The 14,796-nt window shown below is 65.0% G+C and carries 16 protein-coding genes and 1 pseudogene; 7 read left to right on the top strand and 10 right to left on the bottom strand.

Features of this window, described 5'->3' with window-relative positions; translation table 11 throughout:
• Positions 1-112: 112 nt before the first annotated feature.
• From NKI50_RS05775 to NKI50_RS05740, 8 genes are all read right to left on the bottom strand, one after another.
• A complete protein-coding gene (locus NKI50_RS05775) occupies positions 113-1,327 on the bottom strand; it encodes a CoA transferase (protein WP_031193340.1) in 1,215 nt (404 codons plus the stop codon).
• On the bottom strand, positions 1,324-2,328 hold the full coding sequence (locus tag NKI50_RS05770; RefSeq protein WP_023716816.1) for a MaoC family dehydratase: 1,005 nt from the start codon (positions 2,326-2,328) through the stop codon (positions 1,324-1,326). Before NKI50_RS05770 ends, NKI50_RS05775 begins: the two co-directional genes overlap by 4 nt.
• A 15-nt stretch (positions 2,329-2,343) precedes the next feature.
• A complete protein-coding gene (locus NKI50_RS05765; protein WP_023716817.1) occupies positions 2,344-2,628 on the bottom strand; it encodes a muconolactone Delta-isomerase family protein in 285 nt (94 codons plus the stop codon).
• Positions 2,607-3,641 carry a thiamine pyrophosphate-dependent dehydrogenase E1 component subunit alpha gene (locus NKI50_RS05760; RefSeq protein WP_352715765.1) on the bottom strand — a complete coding sequence of 345 codons (1,035 nt, stop codon included), beginning with the start codon at positions 3,639-3,641 and terminating at the stop codon, positions 2,607-2,609. Before NKI50_RS05760 ends, NKI50_RS05765 begins: the two co-directional genes overlap by 22 nt.
• The gene (locus NKI50_RS05755) at positions 3,638-4,645 is read right to left on the bottom strand and encodes an alpha-ketoacid dehydrogenase subunit beta (protein WP_352715762.1); all 1,008 of its coding nucleotides are present in this window, start codon (positions 4,643-4,645) and stop codon (positions 3,638-3,640) included. The genes NKI50_RS05760 and NKI50_RS05755 overlap by 4 nt, the downstream gene beginning before the upstream one ends.
• A gap of 96 nt (positions 4,646-4,741) precedes the next feature.
• Positions 4,742-5,215, bottom strand: coding sequence for a VOC family protein (locus tag NKI50_RS05750; protein ID WP_352588929.1), 474 nt, complete (start codon positions 5,213-5,215; stop codon positions 4,742-4,744).
• Positions 5,216-5,234: 19 nt separating this feature from the next.
• Positions 5,235-6,032, bottom strand: a complete 798-nt coding sequence (locus NKI50_RS05745) for an SDR family NAD(P)-dependent oxidoreductase (RefSeq protein ID WP_352494009.1) — start codon at positions 6,030-6,032, stop codon at positions 5,235-5,237.
• A 39-nt stretch (positions 6,033-6,071) separates the two neighbouring features.
• Entirely contained in the window at positions 6,072-7,205 is a 1,134-nt protein-coding gene (locus NKI50_RS05740; protein WP_352715759.1) for an enolase C-terminal domain-like protein, read from the bottom strand.
• Between the two features lie 246 nt (positions 7,206-7,451).
• Between NKI50_RS05740 and NKI50_RS05735 the strand changes: the two genes are divergently transcribed.
• The 4 genes from NKI50_RS05735 (at position 7,452) to NKI50_RS05720 (ending at position 10,749) form a co-directional block, all read left to right on the top strand.
• Positions 7,452-8,639 (top strand): ABC transporter ATP-binding protein, encoded by a 1,188-nt coding sequence (locus tag NKI50_RS05735; protein WP_352715756.1) that lies wholly within the window; start codon positions 7,452-7,454, stop codon positions 8,637-8,639.
• A 172-nt stretch (positions 8,640-8,811) separates the two neighbouring features.
• On the top strand, positions 8,812-9,048 hold the full coding sequence (locus NKI50_RS05730) for a biotin/lipoyl-containing protein (RefSeq protein ID WP_023716824.1): 237 nt from the start codon (positions 8,812-8,814) through the stop codon (positions 9,046-9,048).
• A 1-nt stretch (position 9,049) separates the two neighbouring features.
• Entirely contained in the window at positions 9,050-9,541 is a 492-nt protein-coding gene (locus tag NKI50_RS05725) for a MaoC family dehydratase (protein ID WP_023716825.1), read from the top strand.
• A complete protein-coding gene (locus tag NKI50_RS05720) occupies positions 9,541-10,749 on the top strand; it encodes a CaiB/BaiF CoA transferase family protein (RefSeq protein WP_352484086.1) in 1,209 nt (402 codons plus the stop codon). Before NKI50_RS05725 ends, NKI50_RS05720 begins: the two co-directional genes overlap by 1 nt.
• A gap of 6 nt (positions 10,750-10,755) precedes the next feature.
• Here NKI50_RS05720 and NKI50_RS05715 read toward each other — a convergent pair whose 3' ends face one another.
• Positions 10,756-11,046, bottom strand: coding sequence for an AMP-binding enzyme (locus NKI50_RS05715; protein WP_352515654.1), 291 nt, complete (start codon positions 11,044-11,046; stop codon positions 10,756-10,758).
• Here NKI50_RS05715 and NKI50_RS05710 point away from each other — a divergent pair.
• Together NKI50_RS05710 and NKI50_RS05705 are read left to right on the top strand one after the other, a co-directional pair.
• Positions 10,928-11,179: pseudogene (locus NKI50_RS05710) on the top strand (LacI family DNA-binding transcriptional regulator); the annotation flags it as partial. The gene NKI50_RS05715 and the pseudogene NKI50_RS05710 overlap by 119 nt on opposite strands.
• Positions 11,180-11,272: 93 nt before the next feature.
• On the top strand, positions 11,273-12,082 hold the full coding sequence (locus tag NKI50_RS05705; RefSeq protein WP_352716025.1) for a substrate-binding domain-containing protein: 810 nt from the start codon (positions 11,273-11,275) through the stop codon (positions 12,080-12,082).
• 44 nt (positions 12,083-12,126) lie between these two features.
• On the opposite strand, the gene NKI50_RS05700 is transcribed toward NKI50_RS05705, so the two are convergent.
• Positions 12,127-13,284 (bottom strand): fumarylacetoacetate hydrolase family protein, encoded by a 1,158-nt coding sequence (locus tag NKI50_RS05700; protein WP_352715753.1) that lies wholly within the window; start codon positions 13,282-13,284, stop codon positions 12,127-12,129.
• Positions 13,285-13,509: 225 nt separating this feature from the next.
• On the opposite strand from NKI50_RS05700, the gene NKI50_RS05695 reads away from it, so the two are divergent.
• Positions 13,510-14,793 carry an NAD(P)/FAD-dependent oxidoreductase gene (locus tag NKI50_RS05695; protein WP_352715750.1) on the top strand — a complete coding sequence of 428 codons (1,284 nt, stop codon included), beginning with the start codon at positions 13,510-13,512 and terminating at the stop codon, positions 14,791-14,793.
• The last annotated feature ends 3 nt before the right edge of the window (positions 14,794-14,796 follow it).

Below are 14,796 nucleotides of genomic sequence, written 5' to 3'. Positions count from 1 at the left end.
CGGTTCATCGTTTCACGGAAACGCCGAACCGCTCTATCTCTTTGTTTCTACGCAATTCCGGACGGAAAACCGTTTCACACCTTTCCTGGAATTGCGCTAAAGCCTTCGCGGCTCAAGCCGTCGCCGGACCGGCGACGATGCCGCGGTCGTGCAGGCTTCCGATCTCGCCGTCGCTCAACCCCAGTTCGGTCAGGATCTCGTCGGTGTGCTCGCCAAGTACGGGCGCGCGGACTGCAGGAAGCCGTTCCACCGAGGAGAAATCCAGTGGCGAAGTCGGCGTCAGCAGCGATCCGAGACCGGGGTGATCGACCTTTGCGAACATCGGGTTGTCCGTCGAGCAGCGCGGATCCTCGACCAACAATTGCCGGAATGTCTGGTAAGGCCCCCACGAGACGCCGGATGCCGTGAAGCTGCGCCGCACGTCGGCGAAGCTCCGTGCCGAAAACCACGGCGCCAGTAGGGCGGCGATCGCCTCGCGCGCCGCATAACGCCCGCCTTCGCTGTCGAGGTCGGCGCCGCTTGTTGCCGCGAGCTTTGCCGTGTCCAGCCCGGTCGCCTGCAGCAGTACGGCCCATTGCCGGCCGGTCAGCGCCATCACCATGACGCGGCGGTCGTCGGCGGTGAGGAAATCCCGCCCGAACGCACCATAGAGATAGTTGCCGTCCTTTTCGGCACTGCCTCCAAGTTCGGCCTGCGCCAGCCGACCGAGATTGCCGGTCATGGCCAGCGCTACGTCCGATAGCGCCAGTTTCACCAATGACCCGTTGCCGGTGCGGCTGCGGTGGCGGTCGGCGGCAAGCACGCCCACCGCCGCCATCTCGCCCATCGCGATGTCCCAGGCCGGCAGCACGCTATTGGTAGGCTCCGTGGCGCCGCGCGCGCCGGTGATTTCGGCAAAGCCGGTTGCCGCGTTGACGGTATAGTCGACCTCGCTGGTTCCATCATTGTTGCCGGTCAGCGCGATCATGATGACGTCGTTGCGCCGGTGCTTCAGGGCCTCGTAGGAGAGGGCGCCGCGCGCCGCAAAATTGGTCAGGAAGATGCCGTTGCCCGGCCCCGGTCTCGCGATCAGACTGGCCACGACGTCCTGCCCTTCGGGCGACTGCAGGTTGATCTGGATCGAACGCTTGCCCTTGTTCATGCCGGCCCAGAACAGGCTCTGGCCGTTGTCCGCCACTGGCCACCGGCCATGGTCGAGCCCACCGCCGATCTGGTCGTAGCGGATCACGTCGGCCCCCAATTGTGCCAGCGTCATGCCGCCAAGCGGTGCCGCCACGAAGGCCGAGCCCTCGACGATGCTAAGGCCGGCGAGAATGCCGCCGCTCATGCGAACAGCCCCACTGATCGCCAGTCGAGCACGTCGGAAATCCCGCCATCGGAAGCGGTCGCCCGCACCAGTGAGCGCAAATGCACCAGCCCACCGCCGCCGGGCAGAGGCTCGCAGTGCCCGATGCCGATTTCGGAGTGCAGCGTGTCGCCCTCGTGCACCGGCCCCAGATGATCGCAGTCCTGCCAGCCCAAAATGGTTACCAGCGACGGCAGTGCACGGGTCAACTGTGCCGCTGCCAGCCCGATCGTATGGCCGCCATAGACGAGGCGCTGCCCCGTCTGGGTGCGGTCATGGTGGATCGTCGCCAGGTTCATCGTCAGCCGCGCCAGCTCCGGCGCGCTGCTCACCACATCGCCGCCGGCAAGGCGATGGATGGTGCCGGCGCTGAGATCGTTGAAATGCGGGCCAGGCACCGCCTTGCGGTAAGCGTCGAGGTTCCATCCGCCGATCGCCGCCGGCGCTCCCATGAACTCGGATCGCGGCGGATCGGTTTCGCCCTGCGCGGCACCATCCCCTGCCTGTCTGGCCGGTAGTAGCGCGCACCGGCAGAAATCGAGTACCGGTCGGTCCTCCTGATCGCTGGTGGCGATCCGCATGGTGACCAGGCCGCGCGACGCACGCCCCGGCCTGGCGGCGGCGGACCGCAGCCCGATGATGGTGGTAACGGTCTTCAAACTGTCGCCGATCGCCGGCGCCCGGCGAAAGATCAGACCGCGGTAGAAGAGGTTGGCGATCGCCCGCTGCGTCACCAGCGTCGACTGGCCGATCGCCACGTCCCAGACCAGCGCCGGCGCGGCAAAAGGCTGCTTTAGTCCGGTCACGGATGCCGACAGTGCCGCATCGAAGGCCAGCCTCAGCCTGCCGCCGACGATTGTATGGTGGGCAGCGGCAAGGCCGTCGCTCAGCCGCATCACCGGCGCTCCGTCGAAGCGGTCGCCGATGCGGAGATCCTCGTAGAACGGACCGTCGATGCCTATTGCGGGTGGAGACGTGCTCACGCTGCTGATCCTTCGTCAGCTTCGGCCCGGATCAGAAGGATGCGCTGCCAGCGGCCGCACCACCACCTTCAGCCAGGGGTAGAACGGCAGCGACGCGATCGCCTCATGCAGCGCGGTCGCGTCGGGCGCCTCCCAGATGCCGAAATTCGCCCATCGGCCCGGCTGACGCCACAGCCGGCGCACGATGCCGGCCGCGGCCAATTCCTTGGCGCGACGGCCTTCTGCCGCGATCAGCTCCGCCTTTTGCCGGGGGTCGCCGTCGGGCGGGAAATTGACCTCTATTTCGACCAGAAATTCCATCTCTGGTCCCCTCCAGCCGAATGGGCGCCGACATGCGACAGGATTTCGCCGAGATCCGGCGCCGGTGAGTCCAGCACCTCCATTGTCGCCCGCTCCACGGCATCGCTTATGTCGGCCTTAAGCTGGTCGAGACCGCCCGGCGCCAATATTTTTTCGCCGGCCAGCCGCTCTGCCAGGATGTCGATAGGGTCACGCTTCAGCCAGGCATCGAGCTCGCCGGCCGGCCGATAGGTCGCCGGGTCCGAACGTGAATGGCCGGAATAGCGATAGGTCTTCATTTCGATCAGTGTCGGCCCTCCGCCGCGGCGGGCGCGGGCGACGGCGGTCGCCATCGCCTCCGCCACCTTGTCGACATCCTGCCCGTCGGCGACGACGCCCGGCATGTTGTAGCTCGCGGCACGTATGGCGATGTCCTCGACCGGCGTCGACAGCTGGATACGGGTGTATTCGCCGTAGAGATTGTTCTCGCAGACGAAGACCACCGGCAGCTTGCGGATCGCCGCGAAATTGAGCGACTCGTGGAAGGCGCCGATATTGGCCGAGCCGTCGCCGAAAATGGATACGGCGATGCGGTCCTTGCCGCGGGCGCGAGCCGCCATCGCCGCGCCGCAGGCGATCGGCAGGCCGGCGCCGACGATGGCGGCGGTCGGCAGCAGCCCGACCTCCGGCTCGACCAGATGCATGGAACCGCCGAGGCCACCGGCGCAACCGATGACGCGGCCGCAGATCTCGCCGATGACCGCCGTTGGCGACACGCCGAGCGCCAATGCATGGCCATGGCCGCGATAGGTGCAGGTGACGATGTCGTCGGGATCGATCGAGCGCGCGATGCCGAGCGAGACGGCCTCCTGTCCGCTGGCAAGATGCGTGCTGCCGCGGACGTGCCCTTCGGCGAAGAGTTTCTGGATGCGCTCCTCGACCGCGCGAATCTCGACCATGCGCGTGAGCTGCTCCAGCCTGTTCTTCAAGGCCTCGCGCCGCACGATCGGCACATTCGAATTGGAGAGCGTCATGCTGCGTTCCTCCACCACGGAAGGGGTGGCTTGTTGGTCGAGACAAGCGTTGCGATCTGTTCGGCCACATAGGCCGGGCTCGGCAGGAAACGGGCTTCGAGCGCGCCGCTATAAGGTACGGGCGCTTCGGGAAGCGTGATACGATGCGGCGGCGCCTTCAGCCGGCCGAACGCTTCGATGGCGATCGACGAGACGACATCGCCGCCCCAGCCGCTGCCGGCCGGCGCCTCTTCGAGCGTCACCAGGCGGCCTGTGCGCACAACCGATTCGGCAACGGTCCGGCGGTCCCATGGCCACAGCGTCAGAAGGTCGACGACCTCGATATTGGCGTGGCTGGTTTCCGCTGCCGCGAGCGCCACCCGCCGCATCGCGCCGCAGGTGACGAGCGTCACGTCGGTGCCGGGCCGCGCGATCTCGGCCTGGCCGAGCGGAATGCGGTAGTTGCGGTCGAATTCGTATTCCTCGCGCTCGGCGTAAAGCACACGCGGTTCGAGCACCACCACCGGATCCGGATCTTCGATCGCCGACCGCAGCAGGCCATAGGTCGTGCGTGCATTGCTGGTCACCGCGACCTTGAGGCCGGGCGTGCCGCGGAACCAGTGGTCGAGCATCTGCGAATGCTGGCAGCCAAACCCCTGGCCGGCGCCGGCTGACGCGCGCACGACGAGCGGCGTCGTCAGCCGGCCGCGCGACAGATAGCGCATCGTTGCCGCCTGCGTCGTCAACTGGTCGAGCGCGACGCCGATGAATTCGATGAACATCATCTCGACCACCGGCTTCAGGCCGCAGACGGCAGCACCGACCGCGGCACCCATGAACGCCATTTCCGAAATCGGTGTGTCGATCACCCGTTCGGGGCCGTGCGTGGCAAGCAGCCCCTCGGTCACCTTGAACGGACCGCCGGCGGCGGCGATGTCTTCACCCATGACGATGACGCTGGGGTCATCCGTCATTGCATCGTCAAGCGCCCGCAGAACCGCTTGCCGTATCCAGATTTTAGCCAAGGTTCAGACCTCCCAATGCACTGCTCGGATCGTCGATAGCGTCGGCGAAATCATCGCAGCGGAAAAGATTTGGAAACATTTTTATCGGCACTGGCGTCATTCCGGTTTGTAGCTGCCGAAGGCTTGGGCACTTTCGATGAGCTCGACGCGGAAGCCGTCCGGGTCGATCAGGTAAACCGCCTTGCCGCCCTTGTTCGGCCCGATCGTCGGTGTCACCGGCGGCGACACGGATTTGACGCCCATCGCCGTCAGTTTTTCGTAGAACGACATGAGGTCATCGACGTTGAAGGCGATATGGCCATTGCCGACATTGCCGTTATGCATGTCGACGGGAATCTGCTCGACATTGCGGTATTCCAGAAGCTCGAGGCAGACGTCGGTACCGGGCAGGCGCAGGATGGCGCTGTGCAGGTCGACTTCCGGATAGCCGACCAATTCGCCGATATAGGGCGCACGCGGGTTCCATTGGAACGCCAGCTCGAATCCGAGCACGTCGCGATAGAACGCGATCGAGCGGTCGAGCGAGCGCACGGTGAAGCCGGTGTGATGGGCTTTCGTGATCCTGGCCATTCCGTCTGCGCTCCTTTGGTCAGGCGTTCAGATAGCCGTCGTCGCACATGACGACATGGCCGGTGACCAGTTCCGAGGCGTCGCTGGCGAGGAACACCGCCGTGCCGATCAGTTCGCGCGGCAAGCCGAGTCGCGGCCGCGGCATACGCGCCTTGATGAAATCGGCGGTGATCGAGCTTGTCGCTCCCGCCGCCCTGGTCAGCGGCGATTCCATCAGTGTCGGCCCGATGCCGTTGACCCTGACGCCGCGGTCGCGCCACTCGAGCGCCAGTGCGCGGGTGACCTGCAGGACGCCGCCCTTCGACGCGAGATAGGCGCTCGCCCAGGGATAGGCTTTGAACGAGCCGATCGAGGCGATGTTGATGATCGAGCCCTTGTTCTGGCCGAGCATCACTCCGCCAAAGGCCTGGCAGCAGAAATACGTGCCCTTCAGGTTGAGGTCGAGGATGAAGTTGAATTTGTCCTCGGGGAACTCCTCGGCCGGGCTGCGGAAGGCCGAGCCGGCGCTGTTGACCAGTATGTCGACATGGCCGTGACCGCGCTTGACCGCCTCGGCCAAGGCGAAGCACTGGTCGCGCTTGGTGACATCGAGGCTGGCGACCTCGGCTTTGCCACCCTGTTCGGCGATCGTTGCGCGCGTCGCTTCGGCGCCGGCCATGTTGATGTCGGCAACGATGACGGTGACGCCCAATTGCGCGTAGCCGATCGCGATCGCGGCACCCAGCCCGCTGCCGCCGCCGGTCACGACGGCGACGCGGCCGGAGAGGTCGAAGAGGCCCGCTGCATAATTGGCGGGAACGGTCTGGTCGTCGGTCATCGCTATGCCCGTGTCTAGGCCGCTCCGCGGCGGCTTTGGTCAGTTGAGAATGTGGTCGGGATCCTGGTGCGGTTGGCTCAGCGCCCATTCCCGGTTGAGCATGTCGCCGAAGCCGGGTTTGGCAGGAAGCGGCTTCATCAGCCCGCCCTTGATGATTTCCGGTTGCACCAGGCTGTCCGCATAGGGGTCGACGCCGCTCCACGGCACGCCCCATTCGACCGGCTTGTCGGAAAAGCCCCAGGCGCTGAACACCTGGCTGTGCACATGCGCGAACATGTGCGGACCGAAATCGACGCCCGCGGCAAGGCACTCGTCGATAATGGCGCGGCCGCCGGTAATCCCACCCATGCAGGTCAGGTCGACGCGCACGCGGTCGACGGAGCCGGCCATGATCAGCGCTTCGGGATAGTAAGAGCCGCCCTGTTCGTCGCCTTGCCAGATCGGCATTGGCACGCGTTTGCGCAGCTCGGCGAGCTTCCTGGCGTTTCCCGGCGGGAAGATGTCTTCGATGCAGCCCATATTGAGATCGGCGAGGCGGTTGGCATAGGCGGCAGCCGCGTCGACGTCCGAGAACATCCAGACCAGATCGGTGCCGAGCCAGGCGTCCGGCGCGTTCCTGCGCGCGGCGCGCAGCCGCGCTTCGGATTCATCCAGCGTGACGCCCATTGGCGCCTTGAACCGGCGCCAGCCCGCGGCATAGAGCCCTTTCACCTGCTCGCCGATCTGCTGCGGGTTCATCAGCGCCGGCGGGTAGCCGACGATCGCGGTTGCCGGCATTGGCGCGGTTGTTCCGCCGAGGAACTCGGCGATCGACTTGTCGGCTATCTTTGCTGCCGCGTCCCATGCGGCGAGGTCGACCTGCGACAGCGCGCGCAAGCCGACACCGGCGCTGTGCGAACCGTAGCTGCGCCCCTTGGCTGTCTTGAAGGTCTTCACGCGGTCGCCAACGTCGGTACCGATATAAACTGGGGCGATGCTCTTGCGGATCTGCTCGGCGCAGGCGCCATCCCGCGTCAGCGTGAACGACCAGCCCTCATGGCCGGACTGCGTGCGCAGCCGCACGACCACAAATTCCCTTTGCTTCATCACCCAGTCGCCAAAGATCACCGGCGCCGGCAATTGGCCCTGTATGGCGGCGACGCTGATATCGACGATAGTTGAAGGACCAGGCATTCCATCCCCTCCCAAGGACCCCGGCCGACCCGGGAAAGCGGAGCAACCATAGCCCCGCGAGGCGGTTTGGTCAACCGATTGATCTGGTCTGGTCAAACGATTGACATAGATTCTCGAATTGCCTAGTCTCGCGCCACAATTTCTGGTGCGGGACCGCTTTTGTCGGCAGTCGCCAACGGTGCGAAATGCGCTCCTGCATCGCCCGCGCCTGGCTGCTTGCAGGCCGTTGCGCAGGGAAGGGTGTTGATGGGATCGATCAGCCTGCAGAAGGTCGGCAAGCTCTATGGCGCCGTTTCGGCGGTCCATAGCGTCGACCTTGAGGTCGAGGACGGCGAGTTCGTCGTCTTCGTCGGCCCGTCCGGCTGCGGCAAGTCGACATTATTGCGCATGATCGCTGGGCTGGAATCCATCACCACCGGCAAGATCAGCATCAATGGCAAGGTGATGAACGAGGTGTCGCCGCGCGATCGCGACATTGCCATGGTCTTCCAGAACTATGCGCTCTACCCGCAAATGACGGTGCACGAGAACATCGCCTTCGCGCTGCAGTTGCGTAAATTTGCCAAGGCCGAGATCGACCGCCGCGTCAGCGAAGCGGCGCGAATTCTCGACCTCGCCGATCTGCTTGACCGTAAGCCGCGCGAGCTCTCCGGCGGCCAGCGGCAGCGTGTCGCCATGGGCCGCGCCATTGTGCGCGATCCGGAGGCCTTTTTGCTCGACGAGCCGCTCTCCAATCTTGACGCGAAATTGCGCGTCCAGCTACGCGCCGAGCTCAGCCGCCTGCATGTGCGGCTCGGCGTCACCACAATCCATGTCACCCACGACCAGGTCGAAGCGATGACGCTCGGCAGCCGCGTCGCCGTCTTTTCGCGCGGCGCGCTGCAGCAGTACGACACGCCGCACGCGCTCTATCACGCGCCGTCCAACATTTTCGTTGCCGGTTTCATCGGCAGCCCGGCGATGAATTTCCTTGAGGCAACTGTAGTCGATGCCGGGCGCGGCAAGATGGTCGTGTCCATCGGCGACGGTCGGCTGGTTGTGACACCGAAGTCGGATGCCCACGACCTTCCGGCCGGCAGAACATTGCTGGTCGGCCTCCGGCCGGAGCACCTGTCATGGCGGCCTGCAGGCGAAGCTTCGGCCAGCGGGGGGGCAGCAAGCCGTCTGGCCGCCCGTGTCGAGCTGGTCGAACAGCTCGAACCTGAATCCTTCATCGCGGTGGCTCCAGCCAATCCCCAGGTCGTCATCCGCACCGCTGATGATTATTCGATCGGCACTCCCGCCGATCCGGCCGAGCTGGTGCGCCGGGATGCCCGCCTGATCGTGCTTCGCGTCAGCGCCGACAAGGTGCCGCGCCGCGACACGATGCTGGAACTCGTCATCGATGGTAGCCGCGCGCATCTCTTCGACGGCACCACGGGCAAGGCGCTGTGATGAGAACGCGTGCCGCCTCGAATTTCACCGAAGTCTTTGCGCTCGATCTTGGCGGGGGTCTTGTCGTCTGGCAACGAAGAAGTGGGTGTTTTCAAGCGCCCATCCGCCGCGAAGCCTGGCTGCCAGCCGGCGGACTTCCTTCAACCCTCGCCTTGCGGACGGAGAACTGACGATGCGTTCCACACTCAAGATGCCCAAGGTCGGCGATGCCGTCGATGAAGTCGTCATCAGCGAAATCCAGGCCAGCATCGGTGCCAAGATCACCGAGGGGCAAACCCTGTTCACGGTGGAGACCGACAAAACCCAGGTCGAGGTTCCCGCACCCTTCGCCGGAACCGTCATCGAGATATTGATCGCTGTCGGCGATGACGTGAGGACCGGCGCCCCGACCCTGGTGCTCGAGGTCTGACATGCCGAGGGTTCATTCGGCCCGCGACGAAAGGTTTGGCTCGTATCTCGACGACTACGAGATCGGCGACGTGTTCAAGCACTGGCCGGGCAAGACCGTTACCGAGGCCGATGACCACCTCTTTTGCCTGCTGACCATGGCGGCCAGCCCGCTCCACATCGACCGCCATTTCGCCGAGACCGAAATGGCGCAAGGCCGCAATGTCGTCGTCGGCACCTATGTCTACTCGCTGCTTCTCGGCATGAGCGTACCCGACATTTCCGGACGCGCGGTCGCCAATCTCGGCCTTAGCGAGCTGCGCCATCTCGCTCCGTTGTTCCATGGCGATACGCTCTATGGCGAGACCGAAATACTGGCGCAGCGTCCATCCGCCTCCAGGCAGGGCGAGGGGGTTTTGACCGTTCGCACGGATGGGTTCAACCAGGACCGGCTCAAAGTCTGCACATTCACGCGCTCGGTCCTGCTGCCGCTGCGCCCCGGGAAGGACGCGTGATGGACAAGCCGGCTCCGCCAGCGACCAAGACCGTGCCGAAGGCCGAAGCGTCGGGGCCGCTCGACGGCGTCCGCGTCATCGAGCTGGCCACCGTCGTAGCCGGGCCGGGTGCCGGCCGTTATCTTGCTGATTTCGGCGCGGAGGTCATCAAGGTCGAGGGGCCGGGTGGCGATCCGACCCGCCGCATGGGGTGGACCGGTCCGGGGGAAACGGATTCCTATTTCTGGAAACTGGTCAACCGAAACAAGCAGGTCATTGCGCTCGACCTCAAGACCGATACCGGCAAGGAAAATCTCTGGTCGCTGCTGCTCGACGCCAACGTACTGATCGAGAACATGCGGCCGGGCAAGCTCGAGGCGCTGGGTTTTGCGCCGGACGAACTGCTGCGCCGCAATCCCAGGCTGGTGATCCTGCGCATCACCGGTTTCGGCCAGGATGGTCCCTATGCCATGCATCCGGGCTTCGCCACGATTGCCGAGGCGATGAGTGGGTTTTCCGGGCTCCTCGGCGAGGCCGGGGGCCCGCCGCTGCTGCCGCCGATCGCCATGACCGACGAAGTCACCGCCCTTGTCGGCGCCTTTGCGGCGCTGGCGGCGCTGCGTCATGCCGAGCGGACAGGCGAAGGCCAGACAGTCGACGTCAATCTGCTCAACTCGATGTTCCAGATCATGGGGCCGTTACCGTCCGCCTATGCCCATCTCGGCTATCTGCAGCCGCGGCTCGGCTCCGGCATCCCCTACACCGTCCCGCGCGGCACCTATCGCTGCGCCGATGGCGTGTGGGTGGCGATTTCGAGCTCGTCCGATTCCGTCGCCCGCCGCGTCCTGGCCTTGATCGGTCACGGTGACGATCCCCGCTTTGCCGGCTTCCAGGCCCGCAGCCAGAACCGCGAGGCATTGGAGGCCTATGTCGCCGCCTGGGTCGCCGGCCGGCCATCCGAGGAGGTGCTGCGCGAGTTCCGCCGCGTCGATGCGGCAATCGCCAAGGTCCTCGACATGAGGGACATCTTTGACGACGAGCATTTCCGCGCCCGCGGTATGATCGCCGAAGTGGACGGCGTGGTGATGCAGAATGTCGTTGCCGGCATGTCGAAGACACCCGGCCGCCTGCGTCATCAGGGCCGTCCGTTCGACGCCGATACCGAGGCGGTGCTCGCCCGCTTCGCTGGGGGTCGGGGAGCCGCAAAGAAGCCGACGCAGAAGACCTGAACCACTTCAGTCCGGCGCGAGATTTCGGCGCAGCAATTTGCCGTTGGCGCTGCGCGGCAGGCTCGGCACGAAGAACACCTGTTTCGGCCGTTTGTAGGCGGCGAGCCTTTGCCCCGCCAGGGCGACGATATCTTCGGCGCTGACGCTGACGCCTGCCTTGCGCACGACATAGGCCGCGATGACCGAGACATCGTCGCGCACCCGGTGTTCGGCAACGGCGATCTCGGCGACGCCGGGGCAGGGCGCAAGCGCTGCCTCGACTTCCAGCGGCGAGACGCGGAAGTCGCCAGCATTCATCATGTCGCGTTCGATTTTCAGTTTCGCGACATGGAAAACCCGGATTCTGGCGGCGACAATACGCGACGTGGCGCGCGTTTCCGGCGTGTCCGTCGGAACCGTTTCACGGAGCTTGAACGCGCCTGAGACTGTCAGGCCGGACACGTTGGGGAAGGTACGCGCGGCAATCCAGTCGCTCGGCTTCCAGCCCGATTCGCGCGCCCAGAACATGCGCCGTCGAAACACCATGACGGTTGGTTTCGTCATCGACGACATTGCCAATCCCTGGCATGCCAGTTGCTTCAAGGCGGTGGACGCGGAAATGCGCCAGCGCGGCTATTCGCTTTACCTGATGAGCACCAACGGCCGCGCCACCATGCTGCAGCATGGGCGGGCCGACGGCATGATCATGACCATCAACAACGAACAGGATGCGCGCACCATCAAGCGCTTAAAGGAGTTACGGATCCCTTCGGTACTGCTCGATCGCGACATTCCGCTCGAGATCGACGCGGTGCTGACCGAGCACGCCACCGGGTTGCGGCAGGCGACAAGCTATCTGATCGAACTCGGGCACCGTCGCATTGCCATCATCACGGCCGGCAGCGACATCAGGCCGGGCCGTGAACGGGTGCGCGGCTTCGTCGAGGCGTTCCAGCGCAGCGGCCTGCCGGTGCCGCAGGACCTGATCCGCTCGCAAAGCCTCTCGGTGGACTTCGGTTTCCGCGAGGCCACCGCCCTGTTGCAGATGGAGGAGCGTCCAACCGTCATCATCGCCGCCGGCAACCGCATTCTGGTCGGCTTGCTGCGCGCCATCCAGCAGCAAGGCGTTTCGGTCCCGGGCGATATCTCGCTGATCGGCTGCGACAGGTCGGACGTCGCGCTGCTTTATCCCGGCCCGATCACGCTCATCGACCGGGCCGTCGAGGAGATCGGCCGCACCGCGGCACAGCTTCTGCTGGAGCGGCTCGGCGGCCAGCGCGAGCGGCCGGCGCAACGCATCGCCTTTCCGACCCATCTGATCCTCGGCGGCTCCTGCTTGCCCGTCCCGAAATAGAGGCGGTTCACGGCCTGGTTACTGCCGAATTGGATCGTCTCTATTCAGATCAGGTCGGCTCTGGCGAGGTCGCGCATCAGATGGCTGGCGCCATAGGTCCAGTGCGGGCAGTCGGGTGACAGCCGCACGCGGTTGACCAAGGCGCCGAACTTCTCCGACGAGATGGTGACGATGTCGCCGACCTTGTGGGTAAAACCCTTGCCTTTTTCGCCGCGATCCTTCGACGGCACGAACATCGTGCCGAGATAGAGCGCGAGCCCGTCCGGGTATTGGTGGTGCGGCCCCATCGCGGCGGCGACCAGCTCTTCCGGCGAACGGCTGATCTCGGCCATCGAACTGGCGCCCTCCAGCGAGAACCCGTCCTGGCCCTCGACCTTCAGCCGTACGACCGCCTTCTTCACGTCGCCGATGGAAAATGTCTCGTCGAACAGCCGGATAAAGGGGCCAAGTGCTGCCGAAGCGTTGTTGTCCTTGGCTTTGCCGAGCAGGAGCGCCGAGCGTCCCTCGACGTCGCGCAGATTGACGTCGTTGCCGATCGTCGCCCCGACAATCCTGCCGCTGCTGGCGGCAATCATGGCGATCTCCGGCTCCGGATTGTTCCATGTCGAAACCGGATGCAGGCCAACATCGGCGCCGAAGCCGACCGAGGCCATCGGCTGGCATTTGGTGAAGATCTCGGCATCGGGCCCGATGCCGACTTCCAGATATTGCGACCAGGCGCCGCGCGCGATCAGCTTGGCCTTGATCTCCATCGCTTCCGGCGAGCCGGGTTTGAGCTTCGACAGATCGTGGCCGATCAGCCCGGCGATGTCGGCTCGAATGGCGTCCGCCTTCTCCGCCGAGCCGCGCGCCTGTTCCTCGATGACGCGCTCGAGCAGGCTGACGACAAAGGTAACGCCAGACGCCTTGATCGCCTGCAGGTCGACGGGGGACAGTAGGTACGGCGTTCCCGGATCGCGCGCTGTCTCGAAACTGTTGGCGGCAATGGCTTCGAGCGGGCCGATCGGCCGCCCCTTGGCCGAGCGGACGTGTCCTGCCGGATCCGGCAATTCGCAAATGTCGCGTACGGTCGGTGCCACATTTGACGTGATGTCGAAGACCGTGCCGTCGCGCACCGTGACCACCAGCGGATGGGAAGCATCGCTCGTCCGGGCGCGGCCTACGAAGAGGCCCTCGGCGGGCAAATGTGTGGCGTTCGTCATGACTTACGTTTCCTGTTGTCTTGTCCTTTGGCCGCGGCACTTTCAACAAATTCCCGCCAAACGTCTATCCCGCTTCCAGGGTGAGCTTTGTCAATTCTTTCCAGCGGTCTTCGCATCGCTGGACCTTGATCGAGCCTGACGTGCGCCAATGGCCATGGAAAACGCTCTTTCAAAATAATGAAACCGTCGCTAGGGTTTTCACTTACTGAAATCTCCAGGTGACGCTTGCGCTTACGGTTTTCCGATCCAATCTGGCAAAAGCCGCGGACAGCAACCGCGTTCCAGTCGCTTTTTCCAGCCGGCCGACGCGTCGATGTCGTCATCGTCGGCGGCGGCATCATGGGGCTGTCGACGGCCTTGCACGCCGCCCGGCTCGGTCTTGCCGTCCAGGTGGTGGACGCCGGCGAAATCGGCAATGGCGCATCCGGCCTGAACGGCGGTCAGGTCATTCCCGGCCTGAAATACGATCCGGACTGGCTGCTGGAGCATTTTGGTCCGGAGCGCGGCGAAGCGCTCGTCAACTTTGCCGCCTCGACCGCTGACACCGTCTTCGAATTGATCCGCGACGAAGGACTGGCGGTGCCGTTCGTCCGTAATGGCTGGATCCAGGCGGCGCATACCGAGACCGCGCTAAAAGCGGCGGCAAACCGGGATCGGCAGTGGCGCGCCCGCGGCGCCGATGTCCGGCTGCTGAGCGCGACGGAGATTGCGACGATGACCGGCGCGCAAGGCTATCTCGGCGGCTGGCTCGATCGCCGCGCCGGTGTCATCGATCCGCTCGCCTACACGTCGGAACTGGCGCGCGTCGCTGCCGCGGCGGGCGTGAAGATCGCCGAACGCCAGAACGTGATGCAGATCAGCAAGGATGCTGGCATTTGGCACGTTTCGGCGGAAAGCGGCGCCGAACTGAAGGCCAAGGTGGTCGTTCTGGCGACCAACGCCTGTACCGGCGGCCTGCTCCCCGGCCTCGCCGAGACGATCGTTCCGCTGCATTCCTTCCAGATCGCGACAGCGCCGCTATCGTCCAATCTCGCTGCGGAGATCCTGCCGGAAGGGCAGGCGGTTTCGGATTCGCGCCGCATCCTCGTCTATTACCGCAAGAGTGCCGACGGCCGGCTGGTGCTCGGCGGGCGCGGCCGCATGGCTTTGCCGAACGGCCCGGCCGACTGGGCGCATCTTGAACGCGCTCTGCTGCGGCTTTATCCGGCGCTGTCAGACATTGCCATTGAAAAGCGGTGGTTCGGCAGGGTGGCAATGACGCCGGACCATCTCCCGCATATCCACGAGCCAGAGAAGGGTCTCCTGGCGGTCGTCGGCTGCCAGGGCCGCGGCATCGGCCTGATGACCGCGCTTGGCGAGCGCATCGCCTCCTATCTGTCGAGCGGCGACACCAGGCAATTGCCGTTCCCGATATCGCCGATCCGGCCGATCCCTTTTCACGCGTTTCGGCAGGTCGGCGTTGCCGCGACCATCGCCTGGTACCGGATGCTGGACGCGTTCGAACGCTGACTT

This window comes from Mesorhizobium sp. M0563, assembly GCF_040321065.1.
Lineage (GTDB): Bacteria > Pseudomonadota > Alphaproteobacteria > Rhizobiales > Rhizobiaceae > Mesorhizobium.
Note: the sequence above shows the minus strand (reverse complement) of the source record. Positions and strands in the feature narration are given on the sequence as shown.